Here is a 20692-nt window from a genome sequence, read left to right as displayed (position 1 = left end):
GTTATCTTATCAGTAGTGTTGTCTTCTAACTCGTGTCGAAGCGAAGTGTTCCATAGGCTGCATACAAGCCAAGCTTTCAAAATCAATGGCTTGCACCGTTCCACGGAATAAGTATCCTGAGAGTTCATTTCTTTGAATATGAGAGACATCCAAAAAAACAATGGAGTCCATATTTTCAGCATTATATGCAACTGTTTTAAAGTAAGTATTTTTGAGGTTAGACGACATCCAGTTGCCTGCTTTGTAGTTACCTGCATCATCAACATAAGGTAGCCACGTTGAACAAGGTTCATTGGGTCTCTTTAGCTCGATTAAATTTAAGCGATTTTTTAGTAACGATATACTAAACGCATCAATATCGTTTACTGTAAGATACCTTGATAAGTTGTTGATAGTCCAGGCTTGAAAGTAATCGTTGTAGGTTTTATTTCTTGGTTTTGCATCGCCTAAATTCTGTAAATATTCTTGGTTAAATTGGCCAAAAAACTGTTTTAAGCCAGTAGTGTCCAGTTTTTGTGCATTTCCGCTACTCTCCACAACACCAAACTGATCTGGACAATCGTCAGAAAACAACAAAAGGGCTATATTGCTCCCTGTAATCATATTTAAATGATTCAGATGCTCCCTTAATTCAGGTGTTACACAAGCTCTCCATTGACTGCGGTGAGCATTGATTACTAATAGAAATATGTACCCTGATTTGATGTTCCCAATAAATCTTAAACTAACTTTTGCCTCAGCAGGTAATGCCAATTTATCGCTGTAAGATTGGTGATCAGATACATAATAATCAGAACTTGCTAAATAATCGTTCATCCAATCAGTTTTTTTTGTATACATTTTTGTCATCCTAGCCCATTTATATTGGCACAGATGACTTAAAACAGATCATAAGGCCAAAAAGGCCTTGATTATACCTTATGGACCTGATAAGAAAAGCTCTACTACAAACAAGAAGTTAGTTCATCTATCTTTTTTTTAATCTTGTGTGCTTCAACGTTCATTCGCATCTTTTGATTCATCTGAGTTTCTAACTTTAACTTGGCTCTAATACCTACCAGTTCAGCCTCTAAGCTTGCTAGTTTGTTGAGAATGGAAATCTTTTCTTCATTGCTTCTATCTTCAAATCCAATAGCTTCTGATCGAACGTCTCGACTGTATTTACCAGTCACAAGGCTCGCCTCCAATGCGAGTAACATTGAAATGAAATCTTGATACAGTTCGTAATAGTTGACGTTTGAAACATTTTTGAGCGTAAAGTCGTTCAAGAACTCTTTCTCATTGCGCTTCAAACCGACAACTGAAAACCATTGGCTATTGTAGTAATGTTCAATAACCAGTTTTGAACTATCAGACTGATTGATTCGCTTATCCGCTAGACTGATCGCTAACTGTCCATCTAGCTCAATCATTAATATAACGGGATAAGGGATTAAGGTATGAAATAGCTTCGCCGTGTTCTTTAACTTACCAAGATTTGAATCATCAGCTTTTAAAGTGACTTTGAGTACCGCTACTTCGGTGTACTCAACCATTTCAGTAACATACGTAGGAATGTTCAACGTCTCACGCTTAAGCGTGTTAACCCACTCTACTGATTGAACAACTTCATTAACCAACTTTTTGTCACTTGATGATAAATCGTTGTTTTCTAGGATCATCTTTTTGGTGATTCGAGTACCAAGATACGTTGAATCAGGCAAAGCTAAATGTTCATATACAACGTCAAACAGGTCTTCGCTGTTTGCATCAATTGAGTCAAAATCAATAACATTACTCATTGGTACGCCTCTACAGAATGACCATATAACTCACTACTTCAAAATCATTCACGTTTTGAGAGCTAGAAGCTGATAAAACAGTACCACCACGGCTAAACAGACTCGTTGCACCAATTTCTTCACTTTTTCCTGCAATGTTCTCTACCGCTTTGCTAAGAAGATTCTGGTAATGGTTCATCTTCATTCCCTTTTGAGTTCTCTTCTCAAACGTCTGATATGCTTGAGAAGAATGTTCAATATCTTTGAACTCAGAGCCTAGTTTCTTGCATAGATCGAGTATCTGTTTTGACTGACTGAATGAAAGTAATACTTCCTCTTCGTCAGATACATAAACGAGGTAATAAGGCGCAAGTGAATAGCTCTCTTCTACCTGTACTTTGCCTTTAATGTCTTTCAAGCAGAAAATCACCCCTGATTGAATTTCGTCTTTCAAACCTGAAAATTGACTTGATTCAGATTCAAATGAATCTTTACTGATAATGACAGGGGAAAACAAACCGTAAGGTGTTTGTTCTAAGGTTTCAGTATTACTTTTTGACTTGTCACTTAAGAAGCTTGATAAGTCCATTCTGAAATCATTCAGTGTAAGATCGGTTATAGAAACCCCACCTGATATTTCTTCAAGATCCACAACAGCATTTTGCAGTTGTTCAAGCTGCTTTCTTCGGTACTCTAAATCGTTCATTCCTTTGTTAACTTTCGGATCTTGCTCAATGACGTTTTCTTCACCCGTAGCTGAAATATCAAGCAGTACCATACGTCCACTTACTCTTGCTTCAAGGTTGATATATTCGTCTAGCTCCATATTGGGCCAGAAGTTAACAAGTTGAATGGTATCGTTGGTTGAACCTAAACGGTCTATTCGTCCGAATCGTTGAATGATACGAACGGGATTCCAGTGAATATCGTAGTTAATAAGATAATCACAATCCTGTAGGTTTTGACCTTCTGAGATACAGTCAGTAGCAATGAGAATGTCTACTTCTTCTTTAAAATCAGGATAGACCTTATCTCGCTCTTTAGAGCGTGGGGAGAAATGAGTTAACAAACTGTTCAGGTCAGTTTTGAACTTCTTACGATCAGTACCACGTAAAGTCGTATCCGTTCGTTGCCCTGTAATAAGAGCTGAATGTAGCCCCAATTCCTGAACAGCCCACGATGCAAGGTGTTTATAGAGATATTCTGCGGTGTTAGCAAAAGCAGTAAAAATAATAACTTTCTTATTATTTCCATTGATCGGATTTGTACACTTTTCAGCATAAACTTTTTTGAGCATTTCAAGTTTAGCATCTCGGTTTGAGTCAATACCTTTAGATACTCGAACTATTTCTTGTAGAAATACCCTATCTGCTTCGAGGTCTTGCGAAAGTCGCACTAAATCAAGATCTTGTATTCTTACCTTAGTTTTATTACCAATTAAGTAAGGTGCAAGCTCAGGAGATTCAAACTCAAGGTCATCAATCTCTTCAATCGGTGGAACAACAAAATCTTCTGTTAGGTCACTTGTCAGCGTTGGTTTGATATTAGCGTTAAAGTTATGAATTTTTGATAGTAATCCTTCAACTTGTGCCAAAACCTTTTCTGACGTGAGAGCAAAAGAGTGAATAGAACTTTCCATTCGCTTAAGTAAGTTAATACGAATCAGGTGAATCAGACTCTCTTCACGATCCACTTGCTTGAATACACTCTTACCGCCCTTAACTTCTTGGTCATAGCGTCTAGCGTATTCGGCTTTCTTATCCATTCGCACGTATTTCATTGGTGAGTAAAACGCCAGTGAAAGCCTACGAATGGTCTTGTTCACTTCTTCCAATGGTGGAAATTGTTCTTTGACATCTATCGGAGATTTTATATTTATAGGTAAAAGTCGAGTCGGGAATTTACCTATATCAGCAGTCCCATAATATTTTTCAATATGCTTACGAGAACGGGCTATTGTATAAATATCCAGTAATTTGAAATAATCGAAGTTCATCGAATCCAAAAGGTCTTTAGAAGTTCGAACTTCTGGATCTTGTTCAGACCATTTTGTGAAATGCCCTTGTGCTCTTCTCAATGTACTTTCAATGCTTTGAATACCAAAATCAGCCAATGCCCTGTCATTCGCTTCTGTAATGAATGCAACTTGGTTTTTCATATCGTTCAAACGGTTATTCACGGGCGTAGCAGAAAGCATCAATACTTTCGTTTTAACCCCTGCTTGAATAATATCTTCTAGTAGACGTTGGTAGCGATTGCGTCCATCTTTCTTTGGATTGTTGTTACGGAAGTTGTGTGACTCATCGATCACAACAAGGTCATAATTACCCCAATTGATCGTTTCTAAGTTGATATCACCTGAAAATCCGCTGTTTCGGCTCATATCAGTGTGATTCAACACATCGTAGTTGAAACGATCATTTGCTAATAAATTACGCTTATCGTTCTGAGTGTAGATAAGCCAGTTATCACGTAGCTTTTTAGGACAAAGTACAAGAACCTTGTCATTACGAAGTTCGTAGTATTTGATTACAGCTAGAGCTTCAAACGTCTTACCTAAACCAACACTATCAGCAATGATACAGCCGTTAAAATGCTCTAGCTTGTCGATTGCACCAAGTACACCATCACGTTGAAACTTATAGAGCTTGTTCCAAACGATTGTGTCTTTAAAACCCGTTTTGGTTTTTAAGATACTCTCTTCTTGTAGATCGCCTACAAAGTCTTTAAAAATATTATATAACGTGATGAAGTAGATGAACTGAGGTGTATTATCTGCGGTAAGCTTTGATAGTTCGGATTTTAATTGCTCTTTAGCATCAACTACTTGTCCTTTGCTGCTCCATACTCGGTTAAAGAATCCAAGTAGCTCTTTAGCTTGATCAGAGTTAGCAAGACTTATCATATCAAAGCCATTTGTCTCAGTTAGACCAATACCTTGACCATTGAACTGAGCACCATTTATCGCTATTGAGTCCGAAACTGACGAAACGTGCGTGATGTGTTGGTGAACTGCACCTGCTTGTTGCACCAATCGAACCGAAGCTTTCTCTTCCAACCAAAGAGAAAATTCCTTCGCAATCGCTTTTTGATTTAACTGATTTCTAAACTTGTTTTCTAACTCTGAACCATTGAGTGATCCGAATGGTGATGCTACATCTACCGAATCAAAGCCTTTTGCTTGTGAGAATAGAATTCGTGCTGAATCGAGTTTACTCAAAGACTCTTTCAAATGGTCAAAAGCATAGATAGAGAAAAGTCCCGTTAATACAGAGAGCTTATCATTCAGTTGAATCGTATCAGATAGCGTATCAGAAACTTTCGTTGTGACATTATCAATGAGCATAGCGAGTTTTTGTTCTCCATCTCAAAAGAGACTTGTGCAGTTCTAGGCTTTGTTCCGTGTGCAAAGACGAGAAGCTGCATACTCTCATCAATAATTAATCTGCTTATAAGTTAATCAACACGGTTCATAAAAAATGGCCTAGAATTCTAACAAAATTTGTCAGAATTACTAAGCCATAAATCACTAAAACCCTCAACATATCAAATCTTTTGGGTAAACAGATTTCTAGGTCAACGTGGACAATAGAAGCAAACATATGAGTATGAAGCTCCTTCACTATGATGTGATAATGTCAAACTTCTTTTTTCGAGTCTACTGAGGAGTTACTAGGTTAGTTAGAATATTGAAATTCCTTCACAAGATTGTAGTTCTTGATCGCTGTCACTCTCAATTGATACTTAACCAATGCTGCTTTTTGATAGAGTGCTTTTGCGGTAGCTTTCTTGCTCTTTGCTAGTTCGTGATATTCACGAATCTGAGTGTTTAGCTTCTCCATATTGCTAGAAAACGCCTTTATGGTTGGTAAGGCTTCTTTATCTACTTCATAGGTAACAACGTTGATGTTAGATAGAAGATGAATCAAGTAGTCTATAGATGTTCTAACACTCAATTTTTTAGTGTTGGTGATTTCTGCCATTAAGCTAACAATCTGTTGTCGGCAATAGATAGCGTTCTTCTTGTTAGCTGTCAGTGCGTCTAGTGATCGAGTGGCTTCAGTCAATACCGTTACTAGGTCTTTATGCTTATCATAATGACCTTCAATTTCATCTTGGCTCACTCCTACAAAATCATTCGTATTCTGTTTGAACTGAACAGGGTCTTTCACAAAAAGGGTTTTACGAGTTAAACCACTTTCCTTTATGCCTTTCTGCCCTACGTTATTATCAGGTAAGTTTAAAAGCTCTTGTCTTAGCTCACTGATGAACGGTGAGTTTGAACATTGCTTAACCTTCTTCAAAGCTGCAATTTCAAAGTCAAACTTAACGATGGTTTGTTGTAGAATTTTCAGATAACTATCTGCATATTGCTTTGAGAATATCGTTAGACCAAAATCACCACTGTTCGAGAATCTTACTGAGTCGTATTTCTTTACTGGTAGATTTTCAATATCTGTAATGTGAATGTGCTCTATAAGCTCTTCTAGCGTGTCAAAGTCGTTAGGTTGAAACTTATTTGAGTCATTGACCTTTTGCTCTGGTGTTCTTGAAAAGAATCTCTTATCTATATCGAGGATTTGAGATTCTAAGCTGTTAAACCCTCTTCCGAATAGAGTCACTTTACCTCTGTCTAAAGTGAACTCTTTACCATTTACCAAATCATCAAAGAACGTGCCTTTGTTCGGGACATTGAACGTTTTCAGTATTCGCTTCAGTAATGCTTCAAACTCTTTAGAAGAACTATAAACAAACCTTTCTTTGCTCATATCTACCTACTTACTTTTTCTTGTTCGTTAGGCTTGAGATTGTTTGTCTTTTCTTCGTAATAGACATTTTTGTAACCATACCGATAAGGATCAGATCTTCTTTAGATAGAGTCATAGCTTCAAGTGCATTGATACTCTGTTCTTTCAAGCTCTTCTGTTGCTCTTTATTGCCGTTCTTAACCTCATTTAACGCTGAGTGAAGTGAAGATGTGCAGCTTGAAACAAACGCTCTGAATAGTTGCTTAGGATTGCCCTGATAGCTCTTTTTAAACTCTTTGTAAGAGCGTAGAAACGGCTTATGACCGCTTTCGATTATCAGCTCTATGTTCTTAGTCATTAGAGCGATTGAATCACCTTCTGCTGAATCAAGAGCTGGCTGTAATGCTTGTATAGAAGTAGTAAAGCTGTTCAGTTCTGTTTCAGTGAACTGAGTGCTGACTTTCTTCTCTTTAAATGCTTTTTCTATTTCAACTTTAGAAGGAAAGTTAACTGTTACTTTCTCTTCAGGTTTTGAAACTTGTTGTTGTTCTGGTTGTTCGAGATTGTGTTGAATATTTTCCATAATATTTTACTCCATTATTTATTGGGGTTTTATTTTCCCTCTTCATTAGCTTTGCTTACAAATACACTCAAACCAATTTTATCTTCCGAATCTATAACATTTACATTTGCATTCAAAATCATAGTAAGCAACAAACCCATTGCAATACCAAATAGAACATCTTTTGGACTAAACATACATTTCCTTTTTGATTCATTTAATCCTGACTCGCTTTTATTTTTTCTATTTATTTCACTCATATTATTCTCCTTTAAATTATGTTGTGAATATTATTTTCTTTTTCTCTTAATTATTACTCATTATCATCATCTTCTGTAACTGTCTTAATTTCCGCATTAACTGAAATCACACCAACGCCTATCATAATTAAAACTATTGGAACAATTAAACTTATTGCAACATACAACCAAGACACTGAGAACGAATAGATAAGGTTAATTAGTAATGACCACGCAAGAATCTTTTTCATTAGGAACTTGTCATTTGCGTATAACTTCTTTTTTAAATTTTTTAACATAAACTATTTCTCCTTTAGTAAGCTTATGTAATCAATAAACCATTATTAAAATATTAATCAAGAGAGAAAATCTTTTTTCTAGCAAACCGACTGAAAGGAGTAAATTATAAACAACGTGATAATTTATTGAGGATTACTACACACTAAACATTTATGCTGTGTAGTGAACCCTTGTCTTGCAATAATTTTCAGGGTTGTGGTTGTCGAAATTTTTTTTATGATTTTTGAAAAAAAATGATGAAATCTTTTATTGTTTTTCGCTGTTTTGAGCTTTTAATTTTTTGTAATTTCTTTATAGATTAAGGCTTTTCATTTTTGATCGTTAATTGTTTGCTTGTAAGTATCTTAATATGTGATTTATTAGATAATATATAAGATATTATTTTAATTAATTGTTTGCGCTGCATTGTTCAGAATCGGCAAAGCCGAAAATGATTTTTCTGAATGAATATGTTGGAAGGAGTAAAAGGAACTTCGAGAAAATTTTTTAAATAAATATCTTCAACAAAAATATTTCAAAGAGGGACTTATGAAAAAATATTTTACTATGTTGTTGATGTTAAGTTCATTCATTTCAGTTAATGCTTTTGCTGATACTAATGAAGATGAATGTTTATCTGCGGTTGTTGTTTCGTCAAAGATAAATAACTTCCAAGAGTCAGATCTTGCTTCATCACAATCATTTAAAGCTTGTGAAGTTTTTCTTCACAAAAAGGATTCAAGATTAGCTTCAAACCTATCTTTATTAGTAAGTAAGAAAACTATCGAAGAGAACAAAACTTTTCTTCAAAAGTTAGGAACTGAAACAGATTGGTTGAAGAATCAAATGAAAGAAGAAAGTGTTCTTGGTGAGTTCTTGATCAAGTTCGTTTTCTTAGCAGGATTTATCTCGTCTTGTTGGATCACAACTAGCGTTGTTGCAGGACTGAAACACAGTGGTCAAACACCCAAGACAATCTTCAAAACTTTGATAGTTGGAGTCTTACTTTACTTCAGCGTTAACTTTGAACAAATCTACTTCAAAGCTACTACTTATTATGTCGCTTCACTCAACTATATGATCTATAACAGTGGTGATCACGAAACGATTAAAGCGATGAAAGAGATTGATACTTCTGAGATCGCTCCTGCTCTAAAACAGACTGACTTAGATGTGTCACAAGCTCTTCATTTTGGTTCGTTGGTTAACAACGTTACTGAGCTTAAAACATTCGATCTAATGTATGGTAGTCATATCGAAATTGATAAGACTCTATTCGCTTCAGGTTTTGATATTTCTGATCCGACTATTCAAGATTTTTTTGATTACTATAGAGTGTGTGGCAAGAGCTTAAACTTTGTCATTCCTGATAATGAATTGAACGTTCACCTAATGAACTTCAACTTCTCTCAAATCACGACTAAAGCAAGCTTCGTGAATGGCGTTACAGACACTAAGACTTACAACTGTGATAAAGATAGGTTCGGACTTCAAACACCACTTCTTTCAGTAGAGAGCAACGTTCCAACGGTGATAGAAAATTTCATTCACAATAACTACCCTCAATATCTTGGAACTGATCTAACTGTTCTTGAACATATGAAGTCAGCATTTGATGACATAACAGGTCAATTGCACTTGGATATTGAGCAAGCTGAGAAACAAGCTGCGTCTAACCCTTCTGCTATTAATATCAATCTTGAACTTGCTGAAAACGCTGCTTTTGAGTTTAGACAGTCAGGTAAGATCTTAGAAGAAACACCTTCCTTTAAAAACTTGGTTAGAGTGAACAAATCTAAGATGGGTAGTTTGTTCGACTTCAAAGAAATTGAAGGTCTAGATACTTATGCAGGGGTTGGGTTCTTAGGGATAAAATCTTTCCAGTATAACTACTCTGAGTTGTTCAATATGGAAGGAACTGATGATTCTGAAGTAGAAGATAAAACTACTATGGGTATTACTTACCTGATGGACTACATAGACCAGACTCAACTTCTTGCTTTAGAGCTTAGATGTGCTGAAAGTCTTGGTAGTGACAATGAATATAAACTTCGTCAAAAGTATGCTGAAAGGTTCAATGGTTTAGATCGCTCTACTAAGCTTCGCCACGCAGGAAATTTCTCTTTAAAGAATGATACTCACTGTTTTAGATTTTACGATGATGGTTCTATATCGGCAGGTGGTAAGTTTGAAAGTTCTCAAAAGTTAAGAGAGATTGTTCAGGATAGATACTTAGCTGTTGATGTGCTGTTTGCTGCAAGAAGACAAGCAGCAATGGAATTGATATTAGAGAACGATAATTTATATAAAGAAATCATCTTGCAAGCTGCAAACTCTATGAGTGGTAGTTTCGCTGAATCGTTATCAACTTTTTCTATCACTTCGGACGCAAAGCAAAAGCTTTATTCTGCTCTTAAAGCAGTTGAAGATTCTTTGATTATTGAAACTCAATTGAGTTATTACAATATGCTTGAACCTGAATACTATTATGATTTTCCAAGATTCGGTTATAACCAAAACCTTGAAGGTGCTGCTAAAGATAAAGGTTTAGGAAAGTTCGATTTTTCAGAGTTCTTCACTCACTCAACAACTAAGTTTGTAGAAAGTGCAAACGAGGTTAGAAAGAATGAAGAGAGTTCATTCTCTCAAGAGTTTAAACCTGTTTGTCCTGTTGTTGATAATGATGGTCTATGTGATGCAAGCATTGCTGAGATAAATGTTCAAAATGTGAAACACACTAAGGATCTTGCATTTACTTTAGGAGCTTTCGATGTGGGAGCAAGTTTGACAAACGGAATCTGTGACGCTGCTGATAATCTTACTGGAACTAAAGCTGATGTTGTTATAGGTAAAGGAAATCCTTATAAGATGATTGGTTGTGGTGTCGTGAAAGGTGTTGATGGTTTATCAGATACGTTTATTAAACCTTTATCAAGAGTATTCTTTGGTCTTGCAATTGGTTTGTTTGCAGTGAACCAATTACCTGTTTTCTACGATGTATTTCTACTGTTCGTTTTTGCGATAGGTTTTGTCTCTGCTTTCGTTGTTGGTTATTTGTCATTTATGATTGAAGGAGTTTATAACACAATTCGTTATGTAACTTCAGATCGCAATGAACAAGATTTTAATGAGTTCTTGACGCTTACAACAACTACAACAATTGTTAAGAGTATTGTTATCGCTTCAGGTTCAATTATGTTATCGATCTACATAGTAATGAGTCTATTAACAATGCCAAGTTTAGGCGGTGCAATTTTCGATCTAATAAATGCTGATTATGACAATTCTATCTTTATGGCAATTGCTCTATTAATCATAACGTGTGTAGCGTTTGGTTATCTTATGTTCAAGATTCTTGTGTCTCTTTCTGTAGCAATTCACAACAACATTATGGATCAAACAAACTCAAAAGGTTTTAAGGTTGGCAATGATACGGCTTCACTTGCTCAAGCTGCGATGTTTGGTTTAGCGACTGGTGCAATGGCGAATTTAAGTAAAGTTCAACAAGGCACTGATAACTATATTAACGAATTATCTCAACCTAAGAAGAAAGGTGGTAATAGTGATGGTAATGGTGTTGATGATAATGGTAAACCTAATATTGATACTGGTAGTGATAAGATCAAAAACTCAAACGATGAAACTACTGATAAAGATAAAGACATTCTTCAAGACTTGCTGAAGAAAGAAGGTAAAGATTCTAAAGAAGAAAAAGATGATGAACCGACTTCAGGAAAAGATAAACTTGAACAATGGAAAGATGATGTTGATGAGTATCATAAGAGTAAAACTAAAACTACTGTTAATCAAATTGGTGAAGAAAGAACAAAAGACGCTCTAAAAGATCACTATGATTTTGGTGATAAAAACAATGAAGAATAGTTAACTAAAATATTGCTATAAGATAAAGGTCCAGATACTATAATTATATTAATAATTTCTTATCTGGATTTTTTATGAAAATTTCAAAAACAACTTTTAACTTTGCTCAAAGACGAAATGTTGAATTAATCGTTGATGAAGATACTATTTCATTTTACCCTTTTGATGATGATTGTGGTGAACCTGCCTTTTCTTACTCTATTCAAGAAACAGGACTATTTTTCAAAGGTAACATATGGTTAAAGCCTGAAGTAAAAGAAGAGCTTCCACACTGGATTATGAATGAAAAGATGTTGAGAAACCTGATAGACTTCGTTTCACCTCACTTACAAGAAGATTAGACCTTAACGGGTCTTTTTTTACCCTGACAGACACCTAAAACTATAATATCTCTTACCTTCAATACTAACCCTCGCACATTTTGAATTTATATAGCGAAGTCTTATCAATGAAAATTTGGAGGAACAAAATCACATTTTGTAGCTCTTTAAAATAATATTATTTTTCAATATTTATAATATTATTTCCTATACATCATACTAATCACGATTGACAACTCTAACCTTTCAACAAATCAAAAAATATCACATCAAAAACATAATTCTTTTACTGTCTCTCTATGATTTATTTTTACTTTAATCTAGCGATTAATGCTTTTCCCCTTCTACGAATCATTGAACAAATAATTTTATATGGTAAATAATTCTTATACAAAGGATTATTTATTATGCAAAAAATATTATATACATTTTTGTTACTACTGACGCTTTCAACTTCCCTTAGTTTTGCTTATGAAAAAGATAAAACTTTTGAAGAATGTGGAATTCAAGGTAATGACATTAGCGAGATCAGAAAACAATCTGAGGATTGTGTAAGTCACGAATTATCACAAAACACCCGACAAGGTGATTTAATGAGAAGAGTTATTTCACCTGATGATTACTCTGCAACTGTTGAATGGATTGTTTATCTTTTAACTGGTTTTGCTTCATTGATGATTTTTTCAAAGTTATACACTGTATATAAGCTTCAATCTCAAGATCTTCAAAACGAACAGAATATACAAAAATCCAAGATGATTTTCAGCTTAGTGATTGTATTGACTCTCGCAACGATTATCACAAGTGAAAGAGGTCTTCAGGCTGCTGTAAGAGTGATGAACGATACGTTCTTAGGTATTCCAATGAAAACCTTAGTCTCGATGATTCACGTTAAAGAATCATTCAATCCTGTCGTTGATAGCACTATTGAAGCGTCAATGAGTCAAGTGCAAGAGAAAGCTCTTAAATTCAATTCAGACGTTGTTAACACTGAGATTTGTGCAATCACCTATAAACAAGATTTAGCTTCGATTTACTCAACAAAAGAGTTGATGGAAGAAACTCTTGTTCAAGATACTCACGATGAATTGAACTGTATTGATGATTATATTCAGGCTAACGCTTCTAAGTCTTTTGCTGAGATTGGCAATACCACTTTGCTTAGTGCTGCTGTTCGTGAGTGTTCCGTTCAGTTTGGCGTTGTATATAAAGATTGTGGTGGTTTTAGGCTAGATTCGAGTGTTAACGGCTTAAACAAGGCGTTTGAAGAGAACATTAGTGAAATGGTCAAGTTTACCAATGAATACGTTGGTATGACCTGTGAAAAGGCTTTTGAAGAAGATAAAGAAGCAAATGGTTCTTACTGCCTGAACTATCAAGATAGAAAATTTGAACAATTTTCCTCCCTTTTTGCAATGAACGATATTTACCCTTTATTTAATCAAATGAATGTTCAAGCTGCTGAGAGAATCAAAGCAGCTCTAAAAGGTTCTGATACTGAAGCAGGTATCGTTTTAAATGATGTAGAAGATGAAACAAAGATTTTATCTTATTGGGATTTGCTTGTTCGATTCTTTAAATCAAATCATTTAAAAGATGAATATCAGCAAGCTATTGATGTTGAGCTAAACAACATTAACAAAGTTATGGGTTCATCAAGAAACTTAGAAAAAGGTTATGCACTAAAAGATAGAGAAATAGATAATATAGTAATTTTAAACGCTAACGACTTCTTTACGAAAATTAACGCTGAGATTACTGTTCTGTTCAATAGTAGTTCGTTAGTTAAATCAGCAATGAGTGATAGTTTAGCGTTCTTGAAAGATTATAAACTTGCTTTTGGTCAATACACTGATGGAACTGCAACAGAGAGATTCAAAACACACTTTAACATTTTAAGAACTTCAGACCACTACATTGAAACAATGGCTTTATTGATGGGCATAAAAGTTTCATCAAAGATTCTTGCTAAAGAAATGCCTAAGAGTGCTGTTTTCTGGAATGGGGTAAACACCATCTCTAACATAGCCATTATCGCATTGAATTTAGAATACATTGTAATGTTCTTTATATTTATAATGTTCTTAGGTGTACTGATTATGAAGATTCTTGAACACGCAGTTATGTTTGTGCTTGAGTGTGGTTTTTTATTGGTGTCAAAGAAAGAACCTGAAATTTTATTAAACAGAGTTATTATGATTGTTCAAACTCTAGCTTCAATGAGTTATATCACCATTCTAACATTATTAAGAACAACAATGTTTGTCTCAATAGTTTTGATGTTATTCAGCTATATACCACTAGCAGCTTCTAACTATATCGTTACTCTTGCTGTTGTGATTATCATTAAAGTAATAAGTTCAATTTATTTATTAAAATCGCTTCAATGGGTTGGGAATTATCTAGGCAAGATTCTTAAAACATCACCTGAAGGGATTTCAGGAAATGCTTATAACAAACTTAAGAAATTATCAAAAATCATGTAAAGGAATACAATATGAAAAAATTAATTTTATCAATGATAGTATTATCTATCAGTAACATTACAATAGCAAAAGACATAGATTTATCTAAATATTACAGTGGTTGCACTAATGATTATGAATCTTTTGTCGAAGCCAATGGTCAATCTGATTTCAATGGAATCTATTTAGAGTATAAGGGTGATGAAAAAATCAATCCTAAACTCAAAAGTTATTACTTCAACCCACATTATAATTTGAATGTGAGAGTTGGAAGTCACAGAGAAGAAATCGCTGTTAAAGATCTAGAAGAATCAACATACAGTTATAGTTTTTTCGACAGAGAAGCGAAATCAAACGGCAAGCGTTATGGTATGAAGTGGGAATTTCAGCAAAGGAACTATGATACGTATGAGCTTAGAATTTATGATAGAACGTCTTTCAAGCGTGTTGATGGTGGTAAGTATAAAACCAACTTCAACAAACCTATCGACTTTAGGCTTAATCAAGAAGAAGGTGAACCAATGGAAGTTTTAGTTTTGAAGAGAAACTTCAATAAAGAAGAGTATTTAGAAAAGGAATATACGATTTTGAAACAAAGTTGCTTAAAGCAGAAAAAGTAAAGAAAGAAAAAGATTATGATATTAACTCATAATCTTTTTTATTCTGTTTGATAAATTCTGTATAACATAATTTTCCTTTAAGCATTTTCTGTAGTGTAAAAAGCGTAAAGTAGTAGTATAGAGAAAACAACGCCAGTAAAGAAGTAGTATTCACCTACGATACCAAGAATTAATATTGGTAATGATACTCTTACTAGTGGATCTCTACCAGTTAAGACGAAAATTGTTTGTAGCATAAAGTTTGTTAAAAATCTAATCATAATTAAAACCTCTTTTTTTAATTTCACCGAACACTCGATTGAAAAAAGGAAATTGAATTATGTTTTTTACAGTAACTTTTCTTCACAAACATTCTTAACGTAAAGAAAGAGTATTGTCTATTAGCATATTGGAAGTCTCAATTATCTTCTTCGTATCTTAGTGCGATTTTTCGATCTAAAAACCAAATCAAAACTTGATCTCTTTATATATATTTTATCAAAACTAAATATAAAAGTCAAATATTTTGATTTATTGAAGGGTTAGAATATTATTATATTCGAGAATAATATTATCACCCGATCACAAATAATATTATATTTTTCAAAAAATAATATTATTTTGAACTTTCCTTTTCATACTCTTCTTGAACTGAATCTTCTAGATTATTTTTTCTTACTTTTCCAAGATAAATAGCTCTTTTTCTGAATTTATCTTCTTGATTTGCATAGGTTTTGATATGCTTGTTCATCATAAACTTAACAGTAAGGAAAGGTATCAAACACAGCAAGAAATGAACTATTTGTATATTGTCTGGTATGAAGAAGTAAACTACATACCATATAGCAACGCTAAAGCTTAACACTACAGCTTTAGCTATGTGTTGAAGCTTCTCTTCAAAGAGTTGGTTTTGCCACAGAACGAACAGCAGTGAGAAAATCAGCACACTTGAGTAAAAGATAAGGTTTAGCATTTCAAACGGATTTTCAAAGCTTAGATACACATAAGCAAAGACGTATAGCGAAGCAAGGAAACTACCAAAACTCAAAGTTAAGAAAGTGCATAATTCACTTCCCTTTTTTAAGAAATGCTCTCTTACTGCTTTTACTTCTTCTTGTAATGTTGAAATGTTTTCTTCAACTTGTGCATATTCTCTTTGCTCAAATTCTTCACGTTTGCGTCTTTGAGCTTCTTCAAGTCTTATTCTTTTAAGATCTTGCTCTAAAGTTCTTGCTTTAAACTTTTCTTTTATTCTTTTAAACATAACCTTTCTCCAAATATAGTTATTCGCATAAATATATTTATATCATTCAATTTTTTTACGTCAAAAAATCGTAGAAGGGTAATGTCAAAAGTCTATTATCTTAAGCAAAAATAGTTTTGTTTTTCTTTTTGTTATTCTTTAACTTGCTATAACACTGTAGGTAATAGTTTTCACCTAAAAGCTCTTCTGATACTTTTACAGTCCCTTGTGTTTCTACTGGTTTAGAAACAGAATCTTTTTTAACTGTTGTTGGATCTTTAGCCTTTCTTACAGTTGATTTTTTAATCTTCTTAAAAATATATTTAGAAAAACGTTTGTATATTCCATCTACTTTTTCTGTGCCTATAAACTTCTCAATCAAAACAATTCCTTTGTTTTTCAGTGTTTCTAACGCACTATCTATGTATTGATTAGAGTTTTTTACGATTGCGAACATCGCAGCCAATTTATCTTTTCTTAAATATTTCTCATTCATTTTTGCGATTGATTTTGAATATAAAAAGATATGACCTGCTAGTTTGTTTGAACCAACTTCTTTTAGATCTTCGATTTGAATGTATGTAAATGGGTATTTTCTTTCGTTCAAGCTGTTGATGAACTGTTCAGAGAATCTATAAGTTATAGTTCTTTCTTCATAATCAACTTCTAACGTGTCGAAAATACTGAATGTTTCACCCTTTAGAGTGATTTGCTGTTCAGGCTTTAGGTAAGTTACGAATCTCTCTAGAAGTTTCTCTATTGCACCTATTCTGTGATTTTCTCTAGCTTTAAGGCATTTCAATAGATCGCTGTGTTTTCCGTATTTCACAGTTATTGTATCTTTTGATTCATTCCATTTGTTTAATGAAAGATTTTGATGGTGAGTAAGTAAATAGCTGAAAAGTGGTGCGCCAATCTTCAATTCACAATGAACTGTGTTTAGTCTAACAGTTTCACCAGTAGTTGCAGTGTGAATTGTTTCTGTTTGATTGATATTATCTCTGATAAAACCTGATTGGATTAGGTATGTTGGAAGGTTTAAAACATCGAAACTTAAACCTTTTTTGATTGATGTAATTGGATTTAGCATTATATATTTCCTTATTTGTATAATAATATTTTTAAAATAAAGATAGATATAATGTTGACTTTCTATAAAAGTGCTGTAATTTATATTATAGATTAGTTGGGTAATCTATCTTTACTAAAAAAGTTCATTTTGCAGATGAGCTTTTTTTTCGTCTGTAATTAATGTTTTATCATCAAACAAGATTAAATCAAGTGCCAAACCATAAATAATATATGTAAATATAAATATTTTTCCTATATTTATTCTTTTATTTGCTTTTCAAATTTTCCTTAAATACTTTAATACTAATTAAATGTATGATTTTCAATCAATCGTTAAACAATCACTTTACTTCATTTAGATCTACTTTCGTTTTAAGTTCTTTTTTTGACGCAGTGGCGAAGAAAATCAAAGATTTTCAATTCTGTAAATAATAATTCTTGAAGTTTTTAAATGAATTGAACTGTTTCAAAGTTTTTTCACAGAATTAGAGCGAAGCGATTTTCAAAACTTTATGAAGATTAGTCTGAACGGTAAGATCTATGATAGAAAATTCAAAATCACTTTGTTTTTAAAAACCTGTGAAAATGATTTTTCACCATATCTATTCTTTTAAGATCTATCTCAATTAAATATATCTCTAATAGAGAAGGGTTTTACAAAATGCAGCACTTACTCTTAGATCAAGTTATAAAATGGGTCACTTTAACCAAATCAGGTCTTATAAAACACGACACTTGCGAAAATCCGACTTTTGGAAAAGGGCTAAAAAATCCCTAGTTCTAGGTAAAAAATCGACCTTCACTTGATTGAACAATTTTGAATTGATACATTGTTAGAGTCTCATAGCGTGACGAAACACAGTGAACTGCCATAAGGATATGGCGCAAACCATAAGGAAAGTGAGAGTTGAGAAGAGACACATACGTTTTACGTTTGTTGTATCTTTAACGTCAAGATGGATTTTGACTTTCTGTGGCAACCCATTTGATTTAAGGAAAATCATTTATGGCAAGCCAAAAAACTTCACCATTGTCATTCACCACGCCTCGACCTGTTAAAGTCCCTTTTCGACTTTATCAAAATGAGAGAAAAGATGTGATTCTTATCGATCTTGACGTTGCAAAACGATTTAAGAAAGGTGAGATTACCATCAAAGAGGTATTAACTCACTATGAAAAAGCGAGTTAATTTCCTGTCCCTATGAGACTTTCCCCTATACGTAAACATTATCAGCTTCATCAAGTTCACTAAGTATCTCAGCCAATACATCAGGATTTTCTTGATAAAATTTAGTTATGAATTGATGTTCAGGGTATCGCCCTTCCTCTAATCCTTCTAAATAGTCAAAAGGCAATATTTCATATTTAGAATAGTCTACTGCTTTTTTCGTGCTTATGGTTGGAAGAATGTTATACAGTTCTTCTCTTTCAAGTTCACGATCTAATGGAATAAACCTAATATAATCATCTCTAAACTTAACAACAATCATATTTCTTCCAAAATAATTATTTGGGTTGTCTTTATGATAAATATAAAGTTCTGAAATAACTTTTTTCAGTTCAATGTTTAATCTTTCTCTTAAACTAACATTCTCTTGAAGTTGAACTGAGTCAATCAGTTCATAGACCTCTTTACTGACAATATCACTCTTAATCGAACGTTTTTTCAAATCAACTAGCTCAAGTTCATTTTGCTCTTTTTCATAAGTAATGACTTTTATACTATTCTCGATTTTCACATACTGATCTTGTGCTTTTTCTAGTAGTGTTGGAATTGTAATCTTGCTTAGGTTCTCAACAAGTTGTTCCAACTCCTTGTTTTTCACTTCTATCTCTTGTTCGTAAGTTAGCGCATTTACTTCTAATTCACTAATACGTTCCTTTAGTTTATTGTCGATTTTGATTCCCAAGATTCTATTCATATCGAGGTTACGACAATAATTAAGAAGATTCTTTTCAAACCATTTGTATCTGAAAGTATATGATTTACATTTCTTAGAGCGTGATAATCCACAAACTAAATTGTGGTGTCGTCCCTTTCTATTATCAGCGACATAAACATAGCTATATCCACATAAAGGACATTTTAAGAGTCCTTGAGCTATGTTTTGCACTTTTTTAGTAGGTTTGGTCTGAGATTGTTTACGCTGCTTCATTTGCTGTTTTAAGCGCATATACTCAACTTCGTTCAAAAGTGCAGGATAGAAACCCTTAGCTGTAAAAACAGGGATTCTTACTTTTTTACCAAGTGATTTTTTTTCATATAGACCTTGCTGAACATCTTTCTCAGTAGGATAGTAATCTTGATGGAAAATCAAATTCCCTATGATTGACTCATTATCATCACCTGAAAGTAGTTGATAGAACGTATGGGTTTGAAACCCTTTAGCTTTTTTCTGACGCTCCGTAAACTCTACCTTTAGTTCACCATTCTCAATTTTTTCATTCAATCGTCTAATGCACGATGTTAAACCGTGACCTTCCATCATTCGATTCAAGAAATACAGCATTGCTTCTTTATGCTCTTCTATGAACTCGAACCCTCGATTATCAGCTTTTGGACGTAACCACCAAGGACAAGTTTTTGTCGGGTTTAACGGGTATTCTACGCCCTCTCTTTCATCTTCTGGTAGTTCAAAGTAGTCAATTACAACTTGTCGCTTCTTCGACCAGTTAGCCCTATGACGCATTTCCTTCATTCTTGATTCGTTGTGTGAACGAGATAATGTTAGAAGTGCAGAAAACAGATCGAGCATTCCCATATCTGTTTTCAAAGAATTGAGTGAGTAGATTTTCTTCTCATTTTCTGCCACAACTACGATGTTGCAGTATTCAACAAGGTCTAAGAAGAGTTTATTTGCTGTGTGTAGATCTGCCCTAGAAAGACGGTCTAGCGATTCAATGAACAAGAAAGTGTTTATCTCGCCTTTCTCGTTATAGACTTTTGGTAGCTCACCAGAATTAAACTTAGCGATAATCTCTGAAAGACTACCCTTCGTCATATTTTTACCACGATACGCTGAAATTCCTCGGTCTTTCAGTGATATTATATCTTCGACTGGAACACCGTGTTCTTCACAAAAATCTAGAACATATCGTTGTGTTAGTTCGTCTTGCCGATACTCAGACAAACCTTCTTTTTGAATGTTCGTTGAAAATCGTGTGTAAGTGATAACAACTGGTCTTAGATCTTCTGTTGCTTGTGCTATCGCTGAAAGGCGCATATGGCACTAACCTCTTCCTAAAGCTCATCTTTTCAACAATAGTAATATGCTAAACTTTGTTTGTCACTATTAACAGGCCGTACAGCTCCAACGGTGTCCTTTCGGCCTATCCTAACAAGTAAAGTTAGCAATATTATCAATTTAAAACAGCAACTTAAAACCACCCACCATCGCTAAACTTTACTTATAATGTCTTCTTGTTGGTGCGAGTTGTCACCTCTGAAAAAATCTCGGCCTAAGAGTTGTGACCTTGATCACTCCCCCACTTTTACTATCCCTGTCTCAATATTAATTAAATTG

Annotated in this window: 14 protein-coding genes; 5 read left to right on the top strand and 9 right to left on the bottom strand. The window is 33.9% G+C overall.

Annotated features, from left to right (window positions below; translation table 11 throughout):
• Nucleotides 1-9: 9 nt before the first annotated feature.
• From R7F64_RS14580 to R7F64_RS14555, 6 genes are all read right to left on the bottom strand, one after another.
• Nucleotides 10-840 carry a hypothetical protein gene (locus tag R7F64_RS14580; protein ID WP_318071827.1) on the bottom strand — a complete coding sequence of 277 codons (831 nt, stop codon included), beginning with the start codon at nt 838-840 and terminating at the stop codon, nt 10-12.
• 104 nt (nt 841-944) lie between these two features.
• Nucleotides 945-1781, bottom strand: coding sequence for a DUF4391 domain-containing protein (locus R7F64_RS14575; protein WP_318071826.1), 837 nt, complete (start codon nt 1779-1781; stop codon nt 945-947).
• A 10-nt stretch (nt 1782-1791) separates the two neighbouring features.
• Entirely contained in the window at nt 1792-5106 is a 3315-nt protein-coding gene (locus tag R7F64_RS14570) for a helicase-related protein (protein WP_318071825.1), read from the bottom strand.
• A 331-nt stretch (nt 5107-5437) separates the two neighbouring features.
• Nucleotides 5438-6529: a hypothetical protein gene (locus R7F64_RS14565; protein ID WP_318071824.1), complete on the bottom strand. Its 1092-nt coding sequence runs from the start codon at nt 6527-6529 to the stop codon at nt 5438-5440.
• 10 nt (nt 6530-6539) lie between these two features.
• Nucleotides 6540-7091, bottom strand: a complete 552-nt coding sequence (locus R7F64_RS14560) for a hypothetical protein (protein ID WP_318071823.1) — start codon at nt 7089-7091, stop codon at nt 6540-6542.
• Nucleotides 7092-7120: 29 nt separating this feature from the next.
• Nucleotides 7121-7330: a hypothetical protein gene (locus R7F64_RS14555; RefSeq protein WP_318071822.1), complete on the bottom strand. Its 210-nt coding sequence runs from the start codon at nt 7328-7330 to the stop codon at nt 7121-7123.
• Nucleotides 7331-8137: 807 nt separating this feature from the next.
• Here R7F64_RS14555 and R7F64_RS14550 point away from each other — a divergent pair.
• From R7F64_RS14550 to R7F64_RS14535, 4 genes are all read left to right on the top strand, one after another.
• Nucleotides 8138-11470, top strand: coding sequence for a hypothetical protein (locus tag R7F64_RS14550; protein ID WP_318071821.1), 3333 nt, complete (start codon nt 8138-8140; stop codon nt 11468-11470).
• A gap of 74 nt (nt 11471-11544) precedes the next feature.
• Nucleotides 11545-11811, top strand: a complete 267-nt coding sequence (locus R7F64_RS14545; protein ID WP_159357206.1) for a hypothetical protein — start codon at nt 11545-11547, stop codon at nt 11809-11811.
• Nucleotides 11812-12197: 386 nt separating this feature from the next.
• Nucleotides 12198-14276, top strand: coding sequence for a hypothetical protein (locus R7F64_RS14540; protein WP_318071820.1), 2079 nt, complete (start codon nt 12198-12200; stop codon nt 14274-14276).
• 11 nt (nt 14277-14287) lie between these two features.
• Nucleotides 14288-14875: a hypothetical protein gene (locus R7F64_RS14535; RefSeq protein WP_159357209.1), complete on the top strand. Its 588-nt coding sequence runs from the start codon at nt 14288-14290 to the stop codon at nt 14873-14875.
• Nucleotides 14876-15470: 595 nt separating this feature from the next.
• Here R7F64_RS14535 and R7F64_RS14530 read toward each other — a convergent pair.
• Both R7F64_RS14530 and R7F64_RS14525 read right to left on the bottom strand, forming a co-directional pair.
• On the bottom strand, nt 15471-16118 hold the full coding sequence (locus R7F64_RS14530) for a hypothetical protein (RefSeq protein ID WP_318071819.1): 648 nt from the start codon (nt 16116-16118) through the stop codon (nt 15471-15473).
• A 100-nt stretch (nt 16119-16218) separates the two neighbouring features.
• On the bottom strand, nt 16219-17187 hold the full coding sequence (locus R7F64_RS14525) for a hypothetical protein (protein WP_318071818.1): 969 nt from the start codon (nt 17185-17187) through the stop codon (nt 16219-16221).
• 987 nt (nt 17188-18174) lie between these two features.
• Between R7F64_RS14525 and R7F64_RS14520 the strand changes: the two genes are divergently transcribed.
• Complete coding sequence (locus tag R7F64_RS14520) at nt 18175-18357, top strand: hypothetical protein (protein WP_005392863.1); 183 nt, start codon at nt 18175-18177, stop codon at nt 18355-18357.
• 25 nt (nt 18358-18382) lie between these two features.
• On the opposite strand, the gene R7F64_RS14515 is transcribed toward R7F64_RS14520, so the two are convergent.
• Nucleotides 18383-20392, bottom strand: a complete 2010-nt coding sequence (locus R7F64_RS14515; RefSeq protein ID WP_318071817.1) for a recombinase family protein — start codon at nt 20390-20392, stop codon at nt 18383-18385.
• Nucleotides 20393-20692 lie beyond the last annotated feature (300 nt).

This window comes from Vibrio sp. Vb1980, assembly GCF_033338615.1.
In the GTDB taxonomy this organism is placed as follows: domain Bacteria; phylum Pseudomonadota; class Gammaproteobacteria; order Enterobacterales; family Vibrionaceae; genus Vibrio; species Vibrio alginolyticus.
The sequence above is the reverse complement of the archived record's forward strand: the minus strand, read 5'-3'. Positions and strand labels throughout refer to the sequence as shown.

Bases quoted from the DNA above. Each gene is read 5' to 3' on its own strand.
- R7F64_RS14540 (WP_318071820.1), top strand. From the start codon at position 12,198: ATGCAAAAAATATTATATACATTTTTGTTACTACTGACGCTTTCAACT.
- R7F64_RS14550 (WP_318071821.1), top strand. From the start codon at position 8,138: ATGAAAAAATATTTTACTATGTTGTTGATGTTAAGTTCATTCATTTCA.
- R7F64_RS14575 (WP_318071826.1), bottom strand. From the start codon at position 1,781: ATGAGTAATGTTATTGATTTTGACTCAATTGATGCAAACAGCGAAGAC.
- R7F64_RS14535 (WP_159357209.1), top strand. From the start codon at position 14,288: ATGAAAAAATTAATTTTATCAATGATAGTATTATCTATCAGTAACATT.
- R7F64_RS14515 (WP_318071817.1), bottom strand. From the start codon at position 20,392: ATGCGCCTTTCAGCGATAGCACAAGCAACAGAAGATCTAAGACCAGTT.
- R7F64_RS14520 (WP_005392863.1), top strand. From the start codon at position 18,175: ATGGCAAGCCAAAAAACTTCACCATTGTCATTCACCACGCCTCGACCT.
- R7F64_RS14555 (WP_318071822.1), bottom strand. From the start codon at position 7,330: ATGAGTGAAATAAATAGAAAAAATAAAAGCGAGTCAGGATTAAATGAA.
- R7F64_RS14525 (WP_318071818.1), bottom strand. From the start codon at position 17,187: ATGCTAAATCCAATTACATCAATCAAAAAAGGTTTAAGTTTCGATGTT.
- R7F64_RS14560 (WP_318071823.1), bottom strand. From the start codon at position 7,091: ATGGAAAATATTCAACACAATCTCGAACAACCAGAACAACAACAAGTT.
- R7F64_RS14530 (WP_318071819.1), bottom strand. From the start codon at position 16,118: ATGTTTAAAAGAATAAAAGAAAAGTTTAAAGCAAGAACTTTAGAGCAA.
- R7F64_RS14580 (WP_318071827.1), bottom strand. From the start codon at position 840: ATGTATACAAAAAAAACTGATTGGATGAACGATTATTTAGCAAGTTCT.
- R7F64_RS14570 (WP_318071825.1), bottom strand. From the start codon at position 5,106: ATGCTCATTGATAATGTCACAACGAAAGTTTCTGATACGCTATCTGAT.
- R7F64_RS14565 (WP_318071824.1), bottom strand. From the start codon at position 6,529: ATGAGCAAAGAAAGGTTTGTTTATAGTTCTTCTAAAGAGTTTGAAGCA.
- R7F64_RS14545 (WP_159357206.1), top strand. From the start codon at position 11,545: ATGAAAATTTCAAAAACAACTTTTAACTTTGCTCAAAGACGAAATGTT.